The organism is Eubacterium xylanophilum ATCC 35991 (genome assembly GCF_000518685.1).
GTDB classification, from domain to species: Bacteria; Bacillota; Clostridia; order Lachnospirales; family Lachnospiraceae; genus Eubacterium_F; species Eubacterium_F xylanophilum.
In genome coordinates, this window is the sequence record NZ_KI912470.1 from 162,785 (window position 1) to 187,266 (window position 24,482).

Annotated in this window: 16 protein-coding genes; 15 read left to right on the plus strand and 1 reads right to left on the minus strand. The window is 40.0% G+C overall.

Annotated elements, in window-relative coordinates:
* Nucleotides 1–200: 200 nt before the first annotated feature.
* Nucleotides 201–1,793, minus strand: coding sequence for a glycoside hydrolase family 43 protein (locus L877_RS0107985; protein WP_034785426.1), 1,593 nt, complete (start codon nucleotides 1,791–1,793; stop codon nucleotides 201–203).
* 420 nt (nucleotides 1,794–2,213) lie between these two features.
* Here L877_RS0107985 and L877_RS0107990 point away from each other — a divergent pair, with 420 nt between their 5' ends.
* From L877_RS0107990 to L877_RS0108060, 15 genes are all read left to right on the plus strand, one after another.
* On the plus strand, nucleotides 2,214–5,234 hold the full coding sequence (locus L877_RS0107990; protein WP_051437759.1) for an extracellular solute-binding protein: 3,021 nt from the start codon (nucleotides 2,214–2,216) through the stop codon (nucleotides 5,232–5,234).
* A gap of 27 nt (nucleotides 5,235–5,261) precedes the next feature.
* Nucleotides 5,262–6,194 carry a carbohydrate ABC transporter permease gene (locus L877_RS0107995; protein WP_026835607.1) on the plus strand — a complete coding sequence of 311 codons (933 nt, stop codon included), beginning with the start codon at nucleotides 5,262–5,264 and terminating at the stop codon, nucleotides 6,192–6,194.
* A gap of 17 nt (nucleotides 6,195–6,211) precedes the next feature.
* Nucleotides 6,212–7,075 (plus strand): carbohydrate ABC transporter permease, encoded by an 864-nt coding sequence (locus L877_RS0108000; protein ID WP_026835608.1) that lies wholly within the window; start codon nucleotides 6,212–6,214, stop codon nucleotides 7,073–7,075.
* 16 nt (nucleotides 7,076–7,091) lie between these two features.
* On the plus strand, nucleotides 7,092–8,588 hold the full coding sequence (locus L877_RS12725) for a hypothetical protein (protein WP_034785428.1): 1,497 nt from the start codon (nucleotides 7,092–7,094) through the stop codon (nucleotides 8,586–8,588).
* The gene (locus L877_RS0108010) at nucleotides 8,585–9,256 is read left to right on the plus strand and encodes a YIP1 family protein (protein ID WP_026835609.1); all 672 of its coding nucleotides are present in this window, start codon (nucleotides 8,585–8,587) and stop codon (nucleotides 9,254–9,256) included. Before L877_RS12725 ends, L877_RS0108010 begins: the two co-directional genes overlap by 4 nt.
* 24 nt (nucleotides 9,257–9,280) lie before the next feature.
* The gene (locus L877_RS0108015) at nucleotides 9,281–11,863 is read left to right on the plus strand and encodes a DUF5696 domain-containing protein (protein WP_026835610.1); all 2,583 of its coding nucleotides are present in this window, start codon (nucleotides 9,281–9,283) and stop codon (nucleotides 11,861–11,863) included.
* Nucleotides 11,864–12,778, plus strand: coding sequence for a carbohydrate ABC transporter permease (locus L877_RS0108020; protein ID WP_026835611.1), 915 nt, complete (start codon nucleotides 11,864–11,866; stop codon nucleotides 12,776–12,778). It begins immediately after the preceding gene.
* Nucleotides 12,771–13,766 (plus strand): carbohydrate ABC transporter permease, encoded by a 996-nt coding sequence (locus L877_RS0108025; RefSeq protein WP_026835612.1) that lies wholly within the window; start codon nucleotides 12,771–12,773, stop codon nucleotides 13,764–13,766. Before L877_RS0108020 ends, L877_RS0108025 begins: the two co-directional genes overlap by 8 nt.
* Nucleotides 13,767–13,924: 158 nt before the next feature.
* Nucleotides 13,925–15,355 carry an ABC transporter substrate-binding protein gene (locus tag L877_RS0108030; protein ID WP_026835613.1) on the plus strand — a complete coding sequence of 477 codons (1,431 nt, stop codon included), beginning with the start codon at nucleotides 13,925–13,927 and terminating at the stop codon, nucleotides 15,353–15,355.
* Nucleotides 15,356–15,501: 146 nt separating this feature from the next.
* Nucleotides 15,502–17,646, plus strand: coding sequence for a glycoside hydrolase family 3 C-terminal domain-containing protein (locus L877_RS0108035; protein WP_242837138.1), 2,145 nt, complete (start codon nucleotides 15,502–15,504; stop codon nucleotides 17,644–17,646).
* Between the two features lie 45 nt (nucleotides 17,647–17,691).
* On the plus strand, nucleotides 17,692–19,707 hold the full coding sequence (locus L877_RS0108040) for an alpha-glucuronidase (protein WP_034785430.1): 2,016 nt from the start codon (nucleotides 17,692–17,694) through the stop codon (nucleotides 19,705–19,707).
* A 20-nt stretch (nucleotides 19,708–19,727) separates the two neighbouring features.
* Nucleotides 19,728–20,798 (plus strand): mannonate dehydratase, encoded by a 1,071-nt coding sequence (uxuA, locus tag L877_RS0108045; protein WP_026835616.1) that lies wholly within the window; start codon nucleotides 19,728–19,730, stop codon nucleotides 20,796–20,798.
* Nucleotides 20,799–20,817: 19 nt separating this feature from the next.
* Nucleotides 20,818–22,416 (plus strand): mannitol dehydrogenase family protein, encoded by a 1,599-nt coding sequence (locus L877_RS0108050; RefSeq protein WP_026835617.1) that lies wholly within the window; start codon nucleotides 20,818–20,820, stop codon nucleotides 22,414–22,416.
* Nucleotides 22,417–22,428: 12 nt separating this feature from the next.
* Complete coding sequence (gene nrdR, locus L877_RS0108055; RefSeq protein ID WP_026835618.1) at nucleotides 22,429–22,884, plus strand: transcriptional regulator NrdR; 456 nt, start codon at nucleotides 22,429–22,431, stop codon at nucleotides 22,882–22,884.
* A gap of 51 nt (nucleotides 22,885–22,935) precedes the next feature.
* On the plus strand, nucleotides 22,936–24,474 hold the full coding sequence (locus tag L877_RS0108060) for a YifB family Mg chelatase-like AAA ATPase (RefSeq protein WP_026835619.1): 1,539 nt from the start codon (nucleotides 22,936–22,938) through the stop codon (nucleotides 24,472–24,474).
* Nucleotides 24,475–24,482 lie beyond the last annotated feature (8 nt).

Here is a 24,482-nt window from a genome sequence, read left to right on the forward strand (position 1 = left end):
TATGGTTGTCAATTTTTTTTTGGAAAAAATATGAGTTTTTTGAATTAGCATAATAAATGTCTTACGAACGACGTGAGTAAGACCAGCGCTATGCGATTCCGATAAAATGTCTTACGAACGACGTGAGTAAGACCAGCGACATGCGTTTCCTCCCCCAAAAAACGGTCTCCCGCCCAGAGGCGAGAGACCGTGATATATTATTATGCATTTACATATTCCATATAATCGAAGTGTGCCCAGTCGTCAGCTGATGAGTCGCCGGTCTCGGCGTATATTCCCATTGTAGTTCCAACGAATCCGCCGGCTACATCTGTTGATAGGATTCGTCCGTTCTGAACATCTCCGATTTGAACAAAGTCGCTATAATCAGATCCTGTGCAGGAATATGAGAAGTACAAGTCTTGCTGGTCAGCGATTAACCTAAGTGTGAGTGTCTCATAGAAGTTGTCTAGAGTCTTCTCGCAGACTGTCTGAACATTATCATGCTCAACTTTAATGAGCTGGATATGAGATTTATCACCCTTCTTGGAAACTAACAACTGATAGTTGTAACTCTGGCTTTGGAAAATCGCGATTCCCGCCTTCGAGGTATCAGATGCAGGATCAAAGCTAAGCTTAGATTGGAACTTGAAGGATGGTGCCTGCTGTCTCTGACATACAAAAGTTGGCGTGTCATAAGAGGAGAGAAGATCAGTATAACACTTCAGTGAAAGATGACTTTCTTTCTTATCATAAGAGTAATTCTCCTTGATAGGATTTCTGACATACATCATATGGAGTGGAAGCGTATCATTGTTAAAATCTTCCCTGGCAGGAACCGGTGAAGGGATAAATAATGGAAGGTCCGGTGCAATTCCCTGGTCTTCGACAATAGCTTTGCCTGGATTGATGACAGGCCATCCACCTTCCCACGTAAATGGTACAAGGAATGTCTCTCTTCCGAGATTTCGGTGGTAATCCCCGCCATATGGTCTTGATGCCAATAGTACCATCCACCATTCACCATTTTGCGTTTCAACTATATCAGGGTGACCGACGTTTACAATAGGATATGAATAACCCAAATTTCTGTGGGTGAGGATAGGATTTCCTCTATGTCCCTCAAACTTTTCGAACAAACTCTTGCTTCGGGCGATTGAGATTGCATGATCATGGGCGGTTCCGGCCTCAGAAATCATCAGGTAGTACCAACCATCTTTCTTATAGATATGTGGTCCCTCAGGCCACTCCATATCTCTGAGAGCACCGTGCCAAGCAGGAAAACTCTCGCCGACAAGCTGCATGGTCTCCAAATCCAACTCCTGAATATATATCTCATTGTCACCAAAGTACTTTGCGCCTTCGCGTCGTGGCTGAGTACCACAGTAGTAACATTTTCCATCGTCGTCGAAGAAGAGGGATGGATCAATACCGGCAGAGCCCAGTGGATATGGTTTTGACCATGGACCACGAGGATCCTTGGCTGTAACAATAAAGTTTCCGAGCTCATCAGATACATTTGTAGTAATCATATAAAATGTTCCGTTATGATATCTAAGCGTTGGGGCGAATATTCCGCGGCTTGTTTCAGAGTTTTCCGGACTTCCGTTTGGAATTGGGAGTTGCTCCGGTGTAGTTAAAACATTACATATCTGTTCCCAGTGAACGAGGTCCTTGCTATGAAAAATAGGAACGCCCGGGAAATATGTGAACGTTGATGTTGCTACATAATAATCATCGCCTACACGGCAAATTGTTGGGTCTGGATAGAAGCCCGGCAGAATCGGGTTCTGAAAGGTTTTCTTGATAATCATAAATATTCTCCTTTTAGTTTGCTTTTGTGCAAAATTACAACAGCGCACGATTTATTGTGTAAGATATACGAAGTCATAGGATATCCTTTTGTCAAAAATGACTTGAGATTTATGACAGTATGATTAAAAATCTATAAATATTTCGAAAACGTTATAGATAATGCACAAATATTTTTAAAAATATTATAAAATAGAGCCAATTTCTTGTAAATAGTTTTCGACAAAAAAAGAATAAAAAAATTTTTTTGGTAAAAATTCATAAAAAATCACAAAAAACATATAGACATTTTACAAAGCTAATGATATAATTGTAAGTAATCATGTGTTAAATACATAAATACGACTTGAACTGTGTATCCTACACGGGGTTTTTTCTTGTGTAAAAATACACAAAAAGGGCGAAAGGAGAAAGCGACAGCCATGTCAAAGTTGATGAAAAAAAAGGGCTTGAGGAATTTTCTGATATTTGTACTACTTGTTGTAGCACTGGTAGTATTCTTCCAAATTAAAGGAAATTCTAAGAGCGACAACTCCGCAAAGTACAAGGGAGTAGATTTTGAGAACACTTCGACGGATTATGGAAGAAGTGATACGTATGCCCAGTACGTCAAAGCGCACGGAGAGAATGAGCCAGCAGGAGACGGTAATGCTTATGATGTAGATTTGTTTAAAGCAAAGACATCAAACGGCACTAAGAAACGTCCGGGTGTTGGGCCAAATGACGATAAGTCAGACGCATTGCAGATTCCGGAAGAGGGATTTGCTGAGTTCACAATCGATGTTAAAGAGGAAGGTTACTACAATATTTATACAGAGTACTTCCCAACAACGGATGAAGATGACCGTGGAATCAACATCGAGGCCAAGGTAGAGATTAACGGACAGGTTCCGTTTAATGGAGCAGACTCTATCTCATTCCAACGTGTCTATGTCGACAAAGGTGAGCCTACAAAGGATAACCAAGGAAATGAGGTTAGACCTACACAGGTTCAGGATCCAAACCAGCGTTGGATGCCAGCCTACTTTGAAGACGGAACGGGATACGAGGTAGATCCGTACAAGTTCTTCTTTAAGAAGGGTAAGAATGTTCTCCGCATCACAGGAGTAAATGAAAAGTTTGTAATTCGTAAGCTTAAAGTTGCGAATATGGCTAAGACTCCTACATATGAAGAATATGCAAAGGGTATTAGCGAAGAGAACACTGCACAGCAGGGATGTAAAAAGATTCAGGGAGAGGACGCAGTAAGACGTTCAGCTCCATCATTGTATGCAACATACGATCGTACATCAAGTGACACAGAGTATGTTGACAAGAATGGAAAGGTCTCTGTTGGAAACACCAGTAAACAGGTTCTTGATATGACTGGTGGTACTCAGTGGAAAGTTCCTAACGATTGGATTGAGTGGGAATTTGAAGTTGAGGAAGAAGGAAACTATGTAATCGGTATCAAAGGACGTCAGGGATATAACAGAGGTTATATCGCCAACAGATCTTTGTACATAGATGGAGTGATTCCTTTTGAAGAGGTTTCCCAGATTAGATTTAGCTACAGTAACTACTGGGATATGACATGCCTTCAGGATGCGAAAGGTAATCCATACAAATTCCATCTTACCAAAGGAAAACATGTGATTAGACTTAAGAATACACTTGGAGATCTTGGTGAGTATTTGTCAGAGCTTTCAGATAGTGTATTTAATATGAATAAGATGTATAGAACGATTCTCGTTTTGACAGGTACAGAGCCTGATGAGTATCGTGACTATCAGATTGAAAAAGTTTATCCAGAAGTAATCGAAGCGATGGATTTGGAGTCTAAGAGACTTTACAAACTCGTTGATGAAGTTACAGAGTACGCTGGGGAGAAGAGTGGAGAAATTTCAGTTGCCCAGACACTTGCAGCACAGATGGAATTGTTCGTTGAAAGACCGGACAAGATTCCTGGAACGCTTGCAAACTTCAAAGAGAATATCAGTTCACTTGGAACATCAATTAATAACTTGAGTGCAGCTGCTATGGATATTGACTATATTGCAATTGCAGACGACAAGAAGAACCTTCCTTCTGTAAACGAAGGTGGATTTGACAAGATGGTACACGAGAGTATCCTCTTCTTCAATTCATTTAGAAGTGATTCTTCTGCACTTGGTAATGTCTATGACTCAAAAGACAAAGACGTTATCGATGTATGGATTACAGCTGGTCGTGACCAGAGTACAATCCTTAAGAACATGGTTGACCAGGTATTTACTCCAGAGTCAAATATCAAGGTTAACGTTAAGTTGATTGATGCAGCGAATACAGTAAGTTCTGCTGGAGTTAATGCGATGCTCCCAGCCGTTATCTCAGGATTTGGTCCTGATGTGGCACTCAGTATCGCACAGACAGAGCCTGTTAACTATGCACTTCGTAATGCGGTAGTTGATTTGACTCAGTTCCCAGACTTGAATGATGTATTGTCAGAGTATTATGAGAGTTCATATGTATCATATGAGTTCAATAATGGAATATATGCTTTGCCGGAGACACAGAACTACAACGTTATGTTCTATCGTACAGATATCATGGGAGACCTTGGTGTCGATGTAGAGAAGGATGTTAATACTTGGGATGACGTTCTCAGTATTCTTCCAATTCTTCAGAAGAACAGTATGACATTTGCAGTTCCTTCAGTAGAGAGAAAGATCGGTAATACTACAAACCCTGACCTTGCTAACTACTATGCTCAGTTGTATCAGCGTGGTGGAACACTTTATGATGACCAGGCTATGGAGACAACAATTGGTACAGCAGAGGGAATCGATGCATTTGAATTCTATACTAAGTTGTTTACAAACTACAAACTCGCAAAGCAGTATGACTTTGTAAACCGTTTCAGATCAGGAGAGATGCCTATCGGTGTTGCAGATTACAACAACTTCAACACTTTGGCTGTATTCGCACCTGAGATTAAAGGTTTGTGGAATTTTGCTAAGATTCCTGGAGTTAAGGATAAGAATGGACGCATTAATAGAGCTACTCAGTCATGGGGTACATGTTCTATGATGCTTCGTGGAGCTGAAGAGCGTAACAAGAAAGAGAACAGCTGGAAGTTCCTTAAGTGGTGGGCTAGTGCTGAGACACAGGCTACATTCGCTAGCGAGCTTGAGGCGGTTATGGGTGCATCTGCACGTTATGCTACAGCTAATAAGAAGACTTTCGATACTCTTTCATGGAGTAGTAAAGAGTCTGCAGCTTTGAAAGAACAGTGGAAGTCAGCGTTCGGATTACCTGAGGTTGCTGGTGGATATTACACATCTCGTCATATCACTAATGCTATCCGTAGGGTTATGAATCAGAACGAGGATCCTCGTGAGACTATTCTTGATTACGTTCGTACAATCAATGAAGAGATTACGAACAAGAGACAAGAGTTCGGCTTACCAGTGAAAAAAGAGTAAAATACAAAAAGAGAGGAGAGTTAATGTATGTTTCTTAAAAAATACTTTTCAATAAAGAAACGTAATGCCAAGATTGCTTGGAAAAAAGCAAAGGCGTCTAGAACATGTTATTTGTTCTTGTTACCATACTTTATTGTATTTACAGCATTCTATATTTTGCCGGTATTGATGTCGATTTATTATAGTTTCACTTACTATAACGTATTGGAGCCTGCAAAGTTTATAGGCTTTGACAACTATATTGATTTGTTGCTCAGTGATGATGTAAATCTTATTGGTATCAAGAATACATTCCTCTTGGCAGCTATTACAGGACCACTTGGATATGTCATGGCATTTATCTTTGCGTGGTTCATCAATGAGCTTCCAAGATATATCAGAGCTTTCGCGGTTTGTGTATTCTATGCACCTACAATTTCCGGACAGGCATATATGGTATGGTCAATCCTGTTCAGTGGAGATGCTTATGGTTATGTAAACGCGTTCTTTATTAAGTTCGGTATCATCAGCGAGCCGGTTCTATGGCTCACTGATGTGAAATATATGATGAATGTAGTTATCGTTATTGTACTTTGGATGAGTCTTGGTACAGGATTCCTTTCATTCGTTGCCGGTCTTCAGGGTATCGATGCTTCACAGTTTGAGGCCGGATACGTTGACGGTGTTAAGAACAGATGGCAGGAGCTTTGGTATATCACATTGCCTAATATGAAACCTATGCTTTTGTTCGGTGCGGTAATGGCTATCATGCAGTCATTCGGTGTAGCGGATGTAACAATGGCACTTTGTGGTTTCCCAAGTACAGACTATGCAGCCAGAACAGTTGTAACTCACTTGATTGACTACGGTACAACTCGTTTTGAGATGGGTTATGCATCTGCAATTGCTACGTTGCTGTTTATCGTAATGATTATATGTAACAAGGCAGTACAGGCATTACTTAGCAAAGTTGGAACTTGATAGGAGGTATTAGACAGATGAAATTAATCAAAATTAAGAGAAGAAAACCTAACCGTTCACGCGGTGGTGACTTAGGCGTTTATATAATGTTGATCTTGTTTGGTTTATTCTTTGTTATGCCTCTTGTATATGCTATAAGTAGTGCATTTAAGCCATTGGATGAGATTTATCTCTATCCACCAAGATTTTTCGTTAAAAACCCTACATTCAATAACTTCCAGGATTTGTTGGTAGTTATGTCAAGTTCATATGTACCATTCACAAGATACGTCTTCAATACAGTTTTGACAACTCTTGTTGGAACACTTGGTCACTTGCTCATAGGTTCCATGGCAGCATATGTTCTTGCAAAATATGATTTCCCACTTGGAAAGGGAATATTTAACTTGATTCAGTCAGCCCTGATGTTTAACGCATATGTACTTATGATTCCTACATATCTTGTTATGTCAAATCTCGGCTGGGTTGATACATACTTGGCACTTATTGTTCCAGCCTTTGCGCTTCCTATGGGATTGTTCCTTATGAAGCAGTTCATGGAGCAGATTCCTGACGCTTTGATAGAGGCGGCTAAGATTGACGGTGCCAAAGAGGGAAGAATTTATCTTCAGATTGTCATGCCTAACGTAAAGCCTGCTTGGCTTACTGTGACAATCTTCTCAGTACAAACATTGTGGAACCAAAAAGGACAGGTTTATATTTACTCAGAGGAATATAAGATGCTTCCTTATGCACTTCAGCAGATTATGTCTGGTGGTGTTGCCCGTGCGGGTGTAGGTTCTGCTGCAACGATGGTTGTTATGATGGTTCCAATTGTTATCTTTATCGCAGCACAAAGTAACATTTTGGAAACAATGGCAAGCTCTGGTATTAAGGATTGATAAGGGGGATAAAGAGATGAGAGTATCATATAAAAGAATTACATCTTTACTTGCTCTATTAGTAGTTTTATCCATATCTTTATCAGTTGTGGATGTACAGGCTAGCACGAGTTCAGATGGAAATCACTTCACATATATATATGACTGTTGGGGATACGATCGTGAATCTCCAGATGCATATTCAGTAACTCGAACAATTACAGGTGCTGATTTCGAGTGCGGAAACTTCAAAGACCCTGAAGGTTTGTATGTAAATGGTCAGTATATGTACGTGGCAGATTCTGGAAACAACAGAATTTTGGAGTTTACATATATCAATGATAAATTCGAGTTTATCAAAGAAATCAGTAAGTTCCAGTACAATGGAAAAGAGGAGAGTCTTAAAACTCCTCAGGATGTTTATGTAAATGATGATGGTGATTACTATATCGCCGATACAGGAAACTTCAGAATTGTTCATCTTGACAAGAACTTGAACGTTGTTAAGATTATCACAAAGCCAGAGGATGAGACAGTTAGTTCTTCAGAAAACTTCATTCCACAGAAGCTTGTTGTTGATAGTTCAAAGCGTATTTTCTGTCAGGCTCAGAACGTGAACAAAGGTTTCATGGAGTTCGCCGATGACGGATCATTTACAGGTTATGTAGGAGCAAGTAAGGTTACATATAACTTCTTTCAGTATTTGTGGAAGTTGGTTGCTACAAAAGAGCAGCGTGAGAGAATGGCACTTTTTGTACCAACTGAGTATAGTAATCTATGTCTTGATTCAGAAGGATTTATCTATGCGACAATTGCTGCAATTGGTGAGGATGTAACTATTGAAAATGCTCAGCCAATTCGTAAGCTTAATGCAAAGGGAACAGATATCCTCGTTCGTAATGGTTATGAAGAGCCATATGGTGACTTGAGATATACACCGGACGGAGAGATGAAGGGACCTTCAAAGTTCGTAGATATTACATGCCTTGATAATGATGTTTATTATGCACTTGATAATACACGTGGACGTGTATTTGCATATGACTTCCAGGGTAATATGCTCTATGCATTTGGTGGTCACGGATACAAGGCAGGATATTTTATTAATGCTGTGGCATTGGAGGATCTTGGCGATACACTTTGTGTATTGGATGCAAACCTTGGTTCTATTACACAGTTCTCATTGACTGATTACGGTACCCTTATTAATCAGGGATTGAGCCAGTATAAAGTCGGTGATTATGACGGATCAGCTTCAACATGGAGAAAGGTGCTTAAGCACAACGGTAACTACGACCAGGCTTATATCGGAATTGGTCGTTCAGAGTTGAGACAGAAGCACTATGCTGAGGCTATGAAGTACTTCAAGATTAAGCTTGACTCTACCAACTACTCAAAAGCATATAAGTTATATCGTAAAGAGTGGTTCGAAAGCAATATCTTATATATTCTTGCGATCATAGTTCTCCTCGTATTGATAGGATTTGGTCGTGGGTTCATAGTGAAAGCAAGGAAGGAGGTAGAGCGAGGATGAGCTTAAAGCAACGTATTCTTAACAAAGATGCATGGAGTGCGTATGGAAGATCCTTGAGATTTTCACTTCACTGTATCGTCCATCCATTCGATGGTTTCTGGGATTTGACCCATGAAAAAAGAGGATCAATGGCAGCGGCAAATACATTGATTGTTCTAGTATTGCTTGTTAACCTCTTGAAGCTTGGTTTTACTAATTTCATGTTCCAGGACCCTGTTGTCAACTGGAATGAAGTAAACTTGCTCATGGAAATCATGACATTCTTGCTACCATTTTTAGTATATTGTTTGGCAAACTGGTGCCTTACAACTTTGTTTGAAGGTAAAGGTACTTTGAAAGATATTTATATGGGAACAGCATATGCATGTACACCATATATTATCATTCAGTTGCCACTTATGATAGTTAGTAATTTCGTAACAGAAGAGGAAGGTTCCTTCTATGTATACTTTGGATACTTCTCATTGATTTGGTCAGGACTTTTGATCATGGCTTCTGTAATGATGATTCACGACTTCTTGCTTGGAAAAGCATTTGTGTCTATCGTCTTTACTCTCGTGGGAATGTTGGTAATCGTATTCCTTATGGTTCTCTTCTTCAGTTTGATTAGTGACGGTATATCATATTTCTATTCGATATACAAAGAAATCGTCTACAGATTCTATTGATTGGGAAGGAGGACATAGTTAATAATGAAAAAGAAATTAACATTATTTATTGTTACTGCAATGGCTTCACTCCTGATGGTAGGCTGTACAAGTACAACCACTTCTAACAAGGAAATTAAGACCTATAAGAATGATGGTTGTAAAACTGTAACAATATCAAATGACGATTTGGAATTTACTGTTGACAAGGACACTACACAGTTTAAGCTTGTTAACAAGAAAAATAATAAGGTTTATACATCTAATCCTTCTGCACAGGATGTTGAAAAGTATGCCAATGCTAAGGGACCACTTAAAGAGGTTATCAGTTCAACACTTAACCTCACATATTCCAATAGCACTGACACAAAAAAAGAAATCAACAACTTCTCAGCATCAGTAGGCAATGGAAACTACTCAATTGAGAAGGTTAGCGACAACGAAGTTGATGTTAACTATTCAATCGGAGAGATTGAGAGACAATACCTTTGTCCATTGGCAGTAAAAGTTGATGTAATGGAAAAGTATCTCGAGGGCTTAGACAGTTCAACAAAGAGAGCAGTTACTCGTAACTATGTTAAGTACGAGTATGACGGATTTGAGACTGATGCCGAGAGAGATATGGCACTTGAGAAGTTCCCTGATCTTCAGGAACATCCGGTATATTACCTCAATGAGAAAATTACTGAGTCCAAGGCTAAGCCTTTGGAGGAGATTTTCGCAAAGATAGGTTATACAGAAGAGCAGCGTGCCAAAGATATGGAGGGATACAATATTGACCGTAACAGCGGCAAGCCTGTATTCTCTATCACAATGCAGTATATCCTTGAGGATAATGAATTAGTTGTAAATATTCCGATGGATAAAATCGAGTACAATACAAAGTATCCAATTGTTGAGTTGCAGGTTCTTCCATACATGGGAAGTGCTAACAAAGACGAAGAGGGATTCTCAATTGTACCTGATGGAACTGGTGGTATTATTAACTTCAACAATGGCAAGACTACTCAGCAGACATATCTCGCTGAGATGTATGGTTGGGACTACGGTATCAGCCGTAAGAGTGTTGTTGATGAGACAAGAGCGACATTCCCAATGTTCGCCATTGCCAATAAGTCATCAGAGCAGTCATTCCTCTGCGTATCAGAATCAGGTAGTGCTTATTCAAGCGTTATGTCTGATATAGCAGGTAAGAAGAGTGGATACAACTACAGCAGATTTGTATACAAGATGGTTCATGGTGAGAACATGGACATTTCATCTAAGTCAGATACAACAGTTCGTGTATTTGAAGATGGCTTGCCTAAGGGCGAGAACATCAAACAGAGATATATCTTCTCTCAAGACACAGATTATGTAAGTCTTGCAAAGACATACCGTGAGTACTTGATGAAGAGATATCCGGAAATCAAGAAACCTGAAGAGGGATCAATTAAGTCAGTTCCTATGGCAGTTGAGTTGATCGGTGCAGTAGATAATGTTGAGCATATCTTGGGATATCCGGTAACACGTCCACTTGCATTGACAACATATGAGGATGCGCAGAAGATTTTGACTCAGTTGTCACAATCTGGCATCAGCGATATCAGCGCTAAGTACACTGGATGGTTCAATGGTGGTGTAGATCCTACATCAGCAGCTCATGTGGACTTGATTGGAAGACTTGGTGATTCTTCAGATATGAAGGCATTGAATAACTTTGTAAAGAACGAAGCTGCAGTAAACTTCTACTATGGTGGTAAGTTCATGTATGTTGGAAAGAACAAGTTGCTTTTCGACGGATTCAATGTCAACAGAGATTCAGCTAAGTTTGTTAGTAGAGAGATCTGCGAGATTTATTCAACAGATCCAGTAACATATCAGTCAAATGAGGACTATGAGACATGTGGTCTTTACTACTTGACTAAGCCATCATATATGTTAAATAATATCGACCACTTTGTTGATGAGATTACAAGTTATGGTGGAAAGAATGTAAGTTTTGAAGACATCGGATATTCTCTTGCAGGAGATTATAATTACAAGTCAAGAGTATCTCGTGAAGCTTCACTTAACAAGCAGGTTGAGAAACTTAAAGCTTTGAAAGAGCATGATAATGGTGTGATGATTACTACAGGAAATATGTATGCAGTACCATATGCAGATTATGTTACTGACCTTAACATTTCTCCTAAGGCAGTTAATATCATCGATGAGTCAATTCCATTTCTTGAGATTGCACTCCATGGTTTGGTTAAATACTCAGGAAGTGCTATAAACCTTTCTGCAGATGAGAAGGATATCGTTCTTAAGTCTGCTGAGACTGGTTCAGGACTTTACTTCACATTTATGAATGCTCCAACTTCAGTCTTGCAGGATGGCCAGTATACACAGTACTATGCATGTAACTTCACAGATTGGAAAGATACAGCTGTTGAATTGTATAACAGATTCAACAACGAGCTCGGTGATACATATGGTTCATATATCACTAACCATGAGAAGCTTGCAGAAGGTGTATATAAGACAACATTTGAAAATGGTAATTACGTTGTTGTAAATTACAATTATTCAGATTATGATGACGGAACATACAAGGTACCAAAGAGAGACTTTGTTACTAAGAAAACTAATGGAGGTGATAAGTAAATGGATAAGCCAAAGAAGAAGAGAAAAAGAACGCTTGCGCAGGGAAATGCCATTGCGGGATACTTATTTATACTTCCATTTATTTTAGGATTTATCTTGTTTATGATAATTCCATTGGGTCAGTCACTTATGATGACTTTTAACGATGTTTCTCCACAGTCCGGAGGATTTTCGATGACTTGGGTAGGAATTAAGAATTACAAAGATGCATTTATGGTAGATGCGGAATTCGTTCCTACACTTTTGAGTGAGATTACAAAGATGTTGATCAATACACCAGCAACATTGATCTTCAGTTTCTTTATCGCATTGATACTTAACCAGAATTTCAAGGGAAGAGGACTCGTAAGAGCAATCTTCTTCCTTCCTGTAATTCTTTCATCAGGTGTTATTGTGGGAATCGAGTACAACAATGACCTTTTGAATGATATGAAGGATGTTATCTCTGAGACAAGTAACGATGCAAGTGTAACAGGAGTTTTGGAAGATATCCTTGTTACATCAGCTAATAGTCCAATGTCTAGATTGTTTGAGTATGTATTTAATATCATCAATCAGGTTTATGATATTGCTATTGCATCTGGTATTCAGATTATTATTTTCTTGTCCGGATTGCAGACTATTTCGCCTAGTATGTTTGAGGCGGCTAAAATTGAGGGATGTACTGCTTGGGAGAGTTTCTGGAAGATTACTTTCCCAATGGTAAGCTCACTGATTCTTGTAAACGTTGTATATACTGTTATTGACTTCTTCCTCAAGACAGATAATAATGTCATGGCGAAGATTTCAACAGAAGTAGGAAAGACGAGTTATGGTTTTGCATCAGCAATGGCTTGGGTATACTTTGTATGTGTTGCATTGATACTCGGAATTGTTGCGCTGATCATCTCGAAGAGGGTGTACTATTATGAGTAAAAAAGGAAAATTCAAAAACTTTCTTGAAAGAAATAAAAAGTCTAATGGATATTTGCTCAGAAAGACATCTTTCAACGTTGGATTTAAGATTATCAGAGCAATATTGATATTCGGACTGTGCTTTATGATTTTGCAGCCATTGTTGAACAAGATTTCCATCAGCTTCATGGAAGAGCAGGATTTGTACGATTCAACTATCGTTGCAATACCAAGACATTTTACATTGAGCAATTATAAGATTGCTTCATCACTTATGTCTTACTGGGGATCACTTCTTAATACAGCATGGATTTCATTGCTTGTAAGTGTACTTCAGATTATCTCTTGTACATTGGTAGGATATGGATTTGCAAGATATAAGTTCCCTCTCAAGGGATTGTGGTTCGCTGCAGTTATTCTTGTAATTATCATTCCACCATCAACAATTCAATCATCATTGTACCTTAACTTCTGTTACTTTGATCTCTTTGGATTGTTTAAGATGATTACAGGTCAACCACTTAACCTTCTTAATTCGTTAACTCCATATGTTCTTATGTGTATGGGTTGTATGGGACTTAAGAGTGGTTTGTACATCTATATGATTCGTCAGTTCTTCCGTGGAATTCCTAAGGAATTGGAAGAGGCTGCATACGTGGATGGATGTGGAAGACTTAAGACATTTATTAGAATTATGCTTCCAGACGCTAAGCCTATTATCACATCATGCTTCTTGTTTGCATATGTATGGCAGTGGACAGATTCATTCTATTCTAATTTGTTCTTGAAGGATAAGTTTTCTCTGTTAGCAGTTAAGCTTACAGGAGTTTCCGGTGCTTTGGACAGTTACCTTATGCACAGAGGAATCGCCATGAAAGCTACAACAGCATACTCACAGGGTATGATTGCTACAGGAACACTTATGGTGATTGCACCATTGATTTTATTGTATCTCTTTGCACAGAAGGGATTTGTGGAAAGCTTGAGCCAGTCAGGTATCAAGATGTAATTGAGATATTCATTTAAGGCATACAAAATATGCACAAATGATATAATACAATACATTTTTCTAGTGACATATTGGAAAAATGCGTGTATAATATAATTATAGTTATGAAGTTATTGCGAATGCATAACGATATTTATTTTAAGGAGGTAACAATAACTATGAGAGCAAATAAGAAAAAATTGCTTGCTATGGGACTTTCCGTTGCACTTGCCATCGGCTGTCTTTCAGGTTGTGGTGGAAATGGTAGTTCGCCTGATTCAAAGAAGACTGCAGTTGATGACAAAAAAGGCGGAAGTTCAACAAAGAAGAAAATGGATGATTTGGGTGGCATAAATGTCCTTATCGGAGACTGGTACACAACAGATGAAGTTGGTGAGACAGACTATGCCAAGGCTACTGAGAAGTATCGTAAGGATATTCAGACTAAGTACAATTTCAAGATCAAGAGATCTAATGAGTATTCTTATACAGATATGCAGGAGACATACGTTAACGGCGTAATGTCACAGAGCCCAAGTTGTCAATTGTTCTACTTGTATCAGGAGATGGTTTCTGCGCCTCTTATGAGAGGACTTATGAAGGATCTTTCTAAGCTTCCTGAATTTGATTTCTCAGAGGAGAAGTGGAATCCAACAGTTACTGAGATCATGAGTATTGGTAATGGTATTTGGGGAATGAGCAATGAGTCAGAGCCTCGTGGAGGATTATTCTTCAACAAGCGTATGCTCAAAGATGCTGGTATTGACCCAGATGAGCCATATGATCTTCAGAAAGCTGGAAAGTGGACTTGGGATAAGTTCGAAGACTATTGTAAGAAGCTTACAGTAGATACTGATGGAGACGGTAAGACAGATCAGTATGCTTTAGCAAGTTTCTCTAAGTACTATTTGCCAATGTGTGCAGCTAACAACATGGCAACATTTGTTAGTCGTAACAAGGATGGTAAGTATGAGAATGCAACAGGTACATCTGAATTCCTTTATGCTATGAACTGGGGTATGAGCCTTATGGATAAGGGCTATATTATGCCTAAGCCAAACGGAGCTGCATGGGATTGGTACAAAGCTGCATTCCGTGACGGAGAAGTTGCTATGCAGACTGCAGAAGTTTATGAGATTAGTGCATTCGCAAGCATGGACGACGAGTGGGGATTTGTAATGTTCCCTTATAACCAGAAGAGCAAGGATAAGAACATTACAAACAAGACAACTCCTAACGACAATATCATCGTAATGCCAAGTTGTACAAAGGATGATGACGCAGAGAAGATCGCTGCTGCATTCGACCTTTATACAGAGCCTACTCCAGGATATACTCTTGATGACAGATGGAAAGAGACATATCTTGAGCAGTTCAAGGATACACGTGCTGTAGATGAGACATTGCAGATGATGACAGAGCAGAAGCACAAGCAGACATCATATCTTCCACTTATCAATGATCTTGATTATGGTGATTTCTGTTACGCAGTATATGCTGGCGCAACAAAGCCTAAGAAGAAGATTGAAGAGATTTCTGCTCAGTGGGATAGCAAGATTAGTGATATGAATAAGAAGTATGCAAACTTTGCTGCTACTCATTCAAAATAATCTGATTAATCTAGAATAGGAATGAGAGGACTGTTCAGAATAAGCTATTTGTTTGTTTTGTTCAGTCCTCAATTTTTAATAATTCAACGGAAAAGTATGTATTTAAGTTTTTTTGAAAGGAAAAATTAGCATCAATGAAGAGATATATGGATGAAACATTAAGCTTTGAGGAAAGAGCTAAAGCATTGGTGTCAGAGATGACATTGGAGGAAAAGGTTTATCAGACTTTGCATAGTGCGCCTGCAATTGATAGACTTGATGTAAAGGCGTACAATTATTGGAATGAGGCACTTCACGGAGTTGCTAGAGCAGGTACAGCTACTGTATTTCCGCAAGCTATCGGTCTTGCGGCAACTTTTGATGAAGATTTGGTAGAGAAAATAGCAGTGACCATATCTGACGAGGGACGCGCTAAGTTCAACGCTCAGCAAAAATATGGTGACTATGATATATATAAGGGACTTACATTTTGGTCTCCAAATGTCAATATTTTTAGGGATCCCAGATGGGGAAGAGGACATGAGACTTTTGGTGAGGACCCGTATCTCACATCAAGATTAGGAGTGAGATTTATCAATGGTATGCAAGGAAACCATGAAAAATACATGAAAGTTGCAGCATGTGCCAAGCATTTTGCTGTTCACTCAGGTCCGGAAGACGAGAGACATAGTTTCAATGCTGTTGTTTCTGAAAAAGATTTGCGAGAGACATATTTGCCGGCATTCAAGGCATGTGTCAAGGAAGCTGGCGTCGAGGTTGTCATGGGGGCATACAATAGAACCAATGGTGAGCCTTGCTGTGGTAGCAAGAGACTCCTCGTTGATATCCTTAGAGGCGAGTGGAACTTTAAAGGTCATGTGACATCTGATTGTTGGGCAATAAAAGATTTCCATGAGTACCATATGGTTACCTCTACTCCTGTAGAAAGCGTTGCCTTGGCGATGAATATGGGATGTGACTTGAATTGTGGAAACATCTACGGCAATCTTCTCAAGGCAGTTAAGGACGGACTTGTCGAGGAAGAAACTATCACGAGAGCAGTAGAGAGATTGTTTACTACTCGAATGAAGCTCGGACTATTTGACAAAAAGGAAAATGTTCCGTATAACACTATTGATTATAGCATTGTGGACAGTAAGGAACATAAGCAGATAAATGAAGAGGCTGCAAGAGCCAGTATCGTACTTGCCAAGAATGAAGGTAATATGCTCCCTCTTGATAAGGCTAATATCAAAACTATTGGCGTCATTGGACCTAATGCCAACAATAGAAAAGCTCTGGTTGGAAACTATGAGGGAACAGCATCTGAGTATATCACTGTTCTCGAGGGAATTCAGAGAGAAGTTGGAGATGATGTAAGAGTTCTCTATTCTGAGGGCTGTCATCTTTGCAAAGATAGAATTCAGGGACTTTCATGTGGAAATGATAGAATGGCTGAGGCCAAAGCTGTGGCGGATGCTTCGGATGTTGTTGTCGCTGTCATGGGGCTTGATGCAAGCCTTGAGGGCGAAGAAGGCGATGAGGGTAATGAATTTGCCAGCGGAGATAAGCCAAATCTCTCTTTGCCTGGGTTGCAAGAAGATGTACTTAAGGCCCTTGTAGAGTCCGGAAAACCGGTAGTATTAATTGTTCTTTCGGGTAGTGCCCTCGCAATCAAGTATGCAGATGAGAATATTCCGGCGATTCTTCTCGGATGGTATCCAGGTGCAAGAGGTGGAAAGGCCGTAGCTGACGTCCTTTTTGGAAAATATTCTCCAGAGGGAAAGCTCCCTGTGACATTCTACAATACTACAGAGGAGTTGCCTGACTTTAAGGATTATTCTATGGAGAATAGAACTTACAGATATATGAAGAATGAAGCTTTGTATCCATTTGGATATGGACTTAGTTATACAAGCTTTGATCTCAGTGATGTAAATATTTCAACACTAGATGCTTCAAGTGAAAATATTGATATTACTGCAAAACTCAGCAATAATGGCGAGATGGACGGAGCGGAGACAGTTCAGGTATATGTTAAGTATCACGGTGATGGTGCGCCAAATTGTCAGCTCAAGGCTCTTAAAAAAGTTCACCTGAAGAAAGGCGAGACAGCTGATATAAAGCTTTCACTGGACAGAAATGCAATGGGACTTTATAATGATGAAGGTGTCAAGGTGGTTCGCAAGGGCGACTATGAGGTGTTTGTAGGATTGTGCCAGCCTGACAGTAGGAGTGTGGCATTAAAGGGAACAAAGCCGGTTACCTTCAAAATGTCTAATTCTTCTGATGACATTGTTGTACCGGAGTGATAGACTAAAATAGAGAAAAAATTGGAATGGAGATTAATAGAGTTAATGTTTAATAGTACTAATTATACAAAGTGTTGGCTTAATTATAAAGCCATTGACGCAGAAAAAGTACGTGAGTGCTTTGCCAATGTTATACTTATGTCAGCTGATCGAGTTGCAATTACAGCAGCGGAAGAGTATTGCGAGCACATGGGTGCAATGTTGGATGCAAAAATAGAATATTCTACAGATATAGAATATGAACCTGCGGTGTGTTTGCAGGTTGAGGAAGATGATGATTGCGATGCTCTGACCAACCAGTCATTTTACATTGAAAAGAATGAGGACAGTTATGCAATTGTTGGAAAGAGCGGATATGCTTTACTTCAGGGTGTCTATGCATTTCTTAGAATGGTTTATCTTGGAGATTTGGAGAAGATTGATGGGCAGAGATACGAGTTCACGCCTTCTATGCCCCTGAGAATTGTAAATCATTGGGATGATATGGACGGCTCGATAGAGAGAGGATATTCCGGCAGATCATTTTTCTATGACAACTATGAGATGTTTTACAATGACAGAGTGGAGTATTATGCCAAGTTGATGGCATCCATAGGAATTAATGCCATTGTGATTAACAATGTCAATGTGCACCAGAATGAGACTTATCTCATTACCGATAGATATTTGGAAATTGTGAGAAAATATTCCGATTTGTTTGGCAAATACGGTATGAAGCTTTTTCTCAGTGTAAACTTTGCCGCACCGATGGAGCTTGGGAATTTGGAGGTTTCTGATCCCCTTGATTCAGATGTATGCAAGTGGTGGGAAAAGGCGATAGCTCATGTTTATGAGGTGATACCGGAGTTTGGAGGTTTTCTTGTCAAGGCGGACTCGGAGGGAAGGCCGGGACCATTTACATATGGGCGAACTCACGCGGATGGAGCCAATATGCTTGCAAGAGAGTTGAAAAAGTACGGTGGACTGGTGATTTGGAGATGTTTTGTTTACAATTGTGGGCAGGACTGGCGAGATACGAAGACGGACAGAGCGAGAGCTGCATATGACCATTTTATGGAACTGGACGGAACATTTGACGACAATGTTATACTTCAGATAAAAAATGGTCCTATGGATTTTCAGGTTCGAGAGCCCGTATCTCCAATGTTTGGCGGATTGAAAAAAACGAATATGATGTTGGAAGTACAGATTGCACAAGAGTACACGGGTCAGCAGATTGATTTGTGTTATCTAATTCCTATGTGGAAGGAGATTCTTGAATTCGATACTTTTGCCGAGGGTGAGGGCTCCACGGTGGAAAAAATCGTTTCCGGGAAGGCCTATGGCAATAAGTATTGCGGAATGGCCGGAGTTATCAATACAGGAGATGATGAAAACTGGACCGGGAATGAGCTGGCGGCAGCTAATCTGTACGGTTATGGAAGGTTGGCAATGGATCCAAGTCTCAGTGCAGAGGATATTGCCAGAGAATGGATCAGATTCAGCATATCAAAGGAAGATGACATCGTGGATGATGTGGCAAAGCTTCTCGGTGGTTCATGGGCCACATACGAGAAGTACAACGCACCCCTTGGAATAGGCTGGATGGTGACCCCGCATTATCACTATGGACCGGATATTGACGGTTATGAATACGACAGATGGGGAACATATCATAGAGCTGATTTGCATGGGATTGGTGTGGATAGAACGGATTCTGGAACAGGATATGTCAACCAGTACAATGAACCTTGGCGGAACATTTACGCGGACAGGGATAGATGTCCTGAGGAGTTGATACTCTTTTTCCATCACTTGCCTTATACCTATGAATTAAAGACGGGGAAGACAGTGATACAGTACATCTATGATACTCATTTTGAGGGCGTAGAGGAAGTCAGGGAGATGATTGGGGTTTGGAAGAATCTCGAGGGAAGAATAGATAGAAGAATCTATGATAATGTTCTTGAGAGATTTGAAAGACAATTAAATAATGCCATAGAATGGCGAGACAGAGTCAATACATATTTTTACAGAAAGTGTGGCATTGACGATGCAAAAAATAGGAAAATATTCAGATAATTAGAAAGGATGATTAAAAAATGGATATGACATTGAGATGGTACGGTGAGGGTAATGATAGTGTTACATTGGAGCAGATTAGGCAGATTCCCGGTGTTTCGGGCGTAATTACTGCATTGCATGATATTCCTGCCGGAGAGGCTTGGACATATGAAGATGTAATGGCCAGAAAAGAGCAAATTGAGAAGAAGGGCCTCAAGTTTGTGGGTGTTGAGAGTATCAACGTCCATGAGGATATCAAGATTGGTTTGCCTTCACGAGATGAGTTGATTGAGAATTACAATAAGTCTTTGGAGGCAGTTGGAAAAGCAGGTATTCACCTTGTATGCTATAATTTTATGCCTGTATTTGATTGGACAAGGACAGACCTTGCCATGCCTCTGGAGGATGGTTCTACAGCTTTGGCCTATGACTCATCAATTATCGATGGTATCGATGCCAGTGAAATGTTTGAGAGAATAGAGAAGGCCAGTGGCGGATTTGTTATGCCAGGTTGGGAGCCTAATAGAAAAGATGAGATAATGGAGCTTTTTGACAAATACAAAGATGTAGATGCTGATAAGCTCAGAGCAAACTTCAAGTATTTCTTAGATGGAATCATGGACACTTGTGAGAAGTATGAAATCAAGATGGCCGTGCATCCGGATGATCCTGCATGGGATGTTTTCGGACTTCCACGTATTGTTACTTGTGAGGATGATTTGCTCAAGATTGCTGATATGAACAAGAGTATTTACAATGGATTTACATTCTGTACGGGATCTCTTGGAAGTAATCTTGCTAATGATTTGCCAAAGATTATCAGAAATCCTAAGATTGCAGAGAGAATTCACTTTGCGCATATCAGAAATATTAAATATGAAAATGATCAGTTGTTCCATGAGGTTTCTCATTTGTCAAGCGATGGTAATTTTGACATGTTCGAGATTGTAAAAGCCCTTATTGACATGGGATTTGATGGTGTAATCAGACCAGATCACGGAAGAATGATTTGGGATGAGAAGGCTAGACCTGGCTATGGTCTATATGACAGAGCTCTTGGTGTTGCCTATATCAACGGACTTTGGGAAGCTATCAATAAAATGAGATAAATTAGGAGGAACAGAGAACATGAAGTTGTTGGATTTAGAAAATGAGATATCAAAAGAATGGGAAGAGAAGGGATATGACCTTCCAAAATATGATAGAGAAGCTGTGAAAAAAGCTACAAAGGAGAATCCTACATGGGTTCATTTCGGCGCTGGGAACATTTTCCGCGCGTTTCCCGCTGCTAAGTTGCAGGATTTGTTGAATCAGGGAGAATACGACAGAGGCGTAATTGTGGCTGAGAGTTTTGACCACGAGATAATCACAAAAGCTTATAAGCCTTATGATGCATGGAGCTTATCTGTTGTATTAAAAGCCAATGGAACGATAGACAAAGTTGCTGTTGGAAGTGTGGTTGAGTCATTGGTGGCAGATCCTGCTAATGAGGATTATGCAAGACTAAAGGAAGTTTTCGAGAATCCTTCGCTCCAGATGGCAAGTTTTACAATCACTGAAAAGGGTTATTCTCTCGTGAATGGCGCAGGAGACAAGCTTCCTGGTGTAGATGAGGGAATCCTCAGCGGCCCGGGGGCTCAAAGCCATCTCATGGGAAGAATTGCGTCTCTTTGCTATGACAGATTTAAAGCTTGCAACAAGCCTCTGGCACTTGCCAGTATGGACAATTGTTCACATAATGGAGACAAACTCAAAGCAGGAGTCATGGAATATGTGAATGGATGGAAGAATAATGGCAAAGTTGAGGATGAGTTTGTTGAATATATGAATAATAGCATTTCATTCCCATGGTCTATGATTGATAAGATCACACCACGTCCAGATGAGAATGTGAGAGAGATGCTTACTAAGGATGGATTTGAGGATACTGAACTCATCATCACAGGATTTAATACATATACAGCGCCTTTTGTCAATTCAGAGGAGACAGGATATCTTGTAATTGAGGATGATTTCCCAAATGGAAGACCACCTCTTGATAAAGTGGGAATTCTATTTACAGATAGAGAGACAGTTGACAAGGTAGAGAAGATGAAGGTTTGTACATGCCTAAATCCACTTCATACAGCCCTTGCTATATATGGCTGTATGCTTGGTCATACGTCTATTCATGATGAGATGGATGATGAGGATTTGAAAAATCTCATCACCAAGATGTGTTATGAAGAGGGAATGCCGGTTGTAGTAAATCCCGGTATTATTGATCCCAAGGATTTTGCAGATGCGGTTCTCAGATTGAGACTGCCAAATCCTTTTATGCCGGATACGCCTCAGAGAATTGCCTGTGATACTTCACAGAAGCTTCCAATTAGATTTGGAGAGACGATTAAGGCATATGAAAAATCCCAAGAACTCGATCCCAAGAATCTAGAATTGATTCCACTTGTCATAGCAGGATGGTGTAGATATCTTATGGGAATTGACGACAATGGGGAAGCTTTCGAGCAGAGTCCAGACCCAAGACTCGATGAGGTAAAGGCTTATGTAAAAGATATCAAGTTTGGGGACACAGATGTACATGCAGCACTTGAGAATATTTTGAAAGATGAGACTATTTTTGCTGTTAACCTCTATGAGGTGGGACTTGGCGAAAAGATTGAAAAGTTGTTTGTTTCACTTATCTCAGGAAAGGGTGCTATAAGAAATACAATTCACAAGTCACTTTAGGAGGAAGAGTTTATGAAATGTCCTTTTTGCGGAGAAGAGAATACTAAAGTTATTGATTCTCGTCCAGCTGATGAGAATACTTCAATCAGAAGAAGACGTCAGTGTGAAAGTTGCGAAAAAAGATTTACAACTTATGAAAAACTAGAGACAATCCCTCTTGTAGTTATCAAGAAAGATCAGTCTAGAGAGCCATATGACAGGGCAAAGATTGTTCAGGGGATATTTCAGTCTTGTACTAAGTTGCCAATCTCTTTGGATGACATCACAAAGATTGTTGACGGAATCGAAAATGAGATTTTCAATATGGGAGAAAAAGAAGTTTCCAGCCAGATTATCGGTGAGATAGTTATGGAGAGATTGAAGATTGTTGATCCCGTTGCATATGTTAGATTTGCGTCTATTTATCGTGAATTCAAAGACGTAAATACCTTCATGGACGAAATCAAAAAAATACTGGACAACAAATAGACTTGAGTGTATACTTATTGTTAGGTGTTTCTCTTGAGTAAGGAGAATTATTTGTACAGTAAAGTGTATAGTGCGGGAATCTACGGGATTGAAGCACAAGTAATTGATGTAGAGGCAGACGTGTCACTAGGTCTGCCTTGCTTTAATATGGTGGGATTTTTGGCCTCTGAGGTTAAAGAGGCTAGGGAGCGTGTGCGCATATCTATTCAAAATGCCGGGTTTTCTTTCCCGGCAAAGCGCATTACCGTTAATCTATCACCGGCGGATTTGAGAAAAGACGGATCGGGCTTTGATTTGCCCATAGCAATAGCATTATTTGCCGCTTTCGGTGTCATATCACAGGATTATTTAGAAGAGACTATTATTACAGGTGAATTGGGCCTTGACGGGACGGTGTCCGGCGTGAAGGGTGTCCTTTCTATGGCTATTTTGGCAAAGAATAAGGGGTTTAAGAGAATTATTCTTCCGGAAGAAAATGCCAGAGAAGCTGCTATGGTAGAGGGCATAGAGGTTATAGGGGCAAGGAGTTTAGTTGATATTGTCTCTTTTTTTAGGGGTGAGAGAACACTCAAGCCAACTAAACCGGAGAACTGGGCCATGTTGCGACAGAATGAAACTTCTGGCATGGATTTTTCTGACATAAGAGGACAGAAAATGTGCAAGAGGGCCATAGAGATAGCAGTAAGTGGAGGTCATAATATTCTCCTGATTGGTGCACCGGGGATAGGAAAGACTGCTATTGCAAAGCGAATTCCCGGTATCATGCCAAGTCTTACAAGGGAGGAATCACTGGAGCTAACGCAGATCTATAGCGTATCCGGGCTTTTGAATAAGGATGTGCCTATAATATGCAACAGACAGTTTAGAGCACCACATCACTCTGTGACACAAGCAGCATTGTTAGGGGGCGGTAGAGAGCCCATGCCGGGAGAGATAACTCTATCGCATAATTCGGTACTTTTTTTGGATGAGTTGACAGAATATCCGATGAGTGTACTAGAGGCCCTTAGAGAGCCCTTGGAGGAGGGAAAGATAACTATATCTAGACTTGGTCGTTCCTATGTATTCCCGGCGCGTATGATGCTTGTGGCGGCTATGAATCCGTGTAAGTGTGGGTATTTTCCCGATATGAGAAGATGTAGATGTTCTAATACTGAGATTAGAAGATACCTCTCCAAGCTCAGCGAGCCTTTGTTGGATAGAATAGACATCTGTGTCGAGATGGAGCGAGAGATACCGATGTATGAAAATCAGAGGGGAGAAGCCAGCCAAACAATCAGGGAGAGAATAGAAGAAACCAGAGAGATTCAGAGAGAGCGATATAGAGAGGAAGACTTTGAGACCAACAGAGAGTTGGAGGGTAAGAACCTAGAGAAATACTGCGAGCTGACAGGGGAGACGCGGAATATTTTCAGGGAAATTATAGATACTCATATGCTTTCGGTTCGAAGCAGTCAGAGATTACTCAAGGTGGCGAGGACAATCGCTGATATGGATCACAGTGAGATAATCACAGAAAATCACATACTGGAGGCGGCCACATATAAAGTGATTAATAAAAAATATTGGGGGGAAAACTTATATGAATAATCAATATA

Excerpts from the sequence above, each read along its gene's own strand:
- L877_RS0107985 (WP_034785426.1), bottom strand. The coding sequence starts at position 1,793 with ATGATTATCAAGAAAACCTTTCAGAACCCGATTCTGCCGGGCTTCTAT.
- L877_RS0107990 (WP_051437759.1), top strand. The coding sequence starts at position 2,214 with ATGTCAAAGTTGATGAAAAAAAAGGGCTTGAGGAATTTTCTGATATTT.
- L877_RS0107995 (WP_026835607.1), top strand. The coding sequence starts at position 5,262 with ATGTTTCTTAAAAAATACTTTTCAATAAAGAAACGTAATGCCAAGATT.
- L877_RS0108000 (WP_026835608.1), top strand. The coding sequence starts at position 6,212 with ATGAAATTAATCAAAATTAAGAGAAGAAAACCTAACCGTTCACGCGGT.
- L877_RS12725 (WP_034785428.1), top strand. The coding sequence starts at position 7,092 with ATGAGAGTATCATATAAAAGAATTACATCTTTACTTGCTCTATTAGTA.
- L877_RS0108010 (WP_026835609.1), top strand. The coding sequence starts at position 8,585 with ATGAGCTTAAAGCAACGTATTCTTAACAAAGATGCATGGAGTGCGTAT.
- L877_RS0108015 (WP_026835610.1), top strand. The coding sequence starts at position 9,281 with ATGAAAAAGAAATTAACATTATTTATTGTTACTGCAATGGCTTCACTC.
- L877_RS0108020 (WP_026835611.1), top strand. The coding sequence starts at position 11,864 with ATGGATAAGCCAAAGAAGAAGAGAAAAAGAACGCTTGCGCAGGGAAAT.
- L877_RS0108025 (WP_026835612.1), top strand. The coding sequence starts at position 12,771 with ATGAGTAAAAAAGGAAAATTCAAAAACTTTCTTGAAAGAAATAAAAAG.
- L877_RS0108030 (WP_026835613.1), top strand. The coding sequence starts at position 13,925 with ATGAGAGCAAATAAGAAAAAATTGCTTGCTATGGGACTTTCCGTTGCA.
- L877_RS0108035 (WP_242837138.1), top strand. The coding sequence starts at position 15,502 with ATGGATGAAACATTAAGCTTTGAGGAAAGAGCTAAAGCATTGGTGTCA.
- L877_RS0108040 (WP_034785430.1), top strand. The coding sequence starts at position 17,692 with ATGTTTAATAGTACTAATTATACAAAGTGTTGGCTTAATTATAAAGCC.
- uxuA (WP_026835616.1), top strand. The coding sequence starts at position 19,728 with ATGGATATGACATTGAGATGGTACGGTGAGGGTAATGATAGTGTTACA.
- L877_RS0108050 (WP_026835617.1), top strand. The coding sequence starts at position 20,818 with ATGAAGTTGTTGGATTTAGAAAATGAGATATCAAAAGAATGGGAAGAG.
- nrdR (WP_026835618.1), top strand. The coding sequence starts at position 22,429 with ATGAAATGTCCTTTTTGCGGAGAAGAGAATACTAAAGTTATTGATTCT.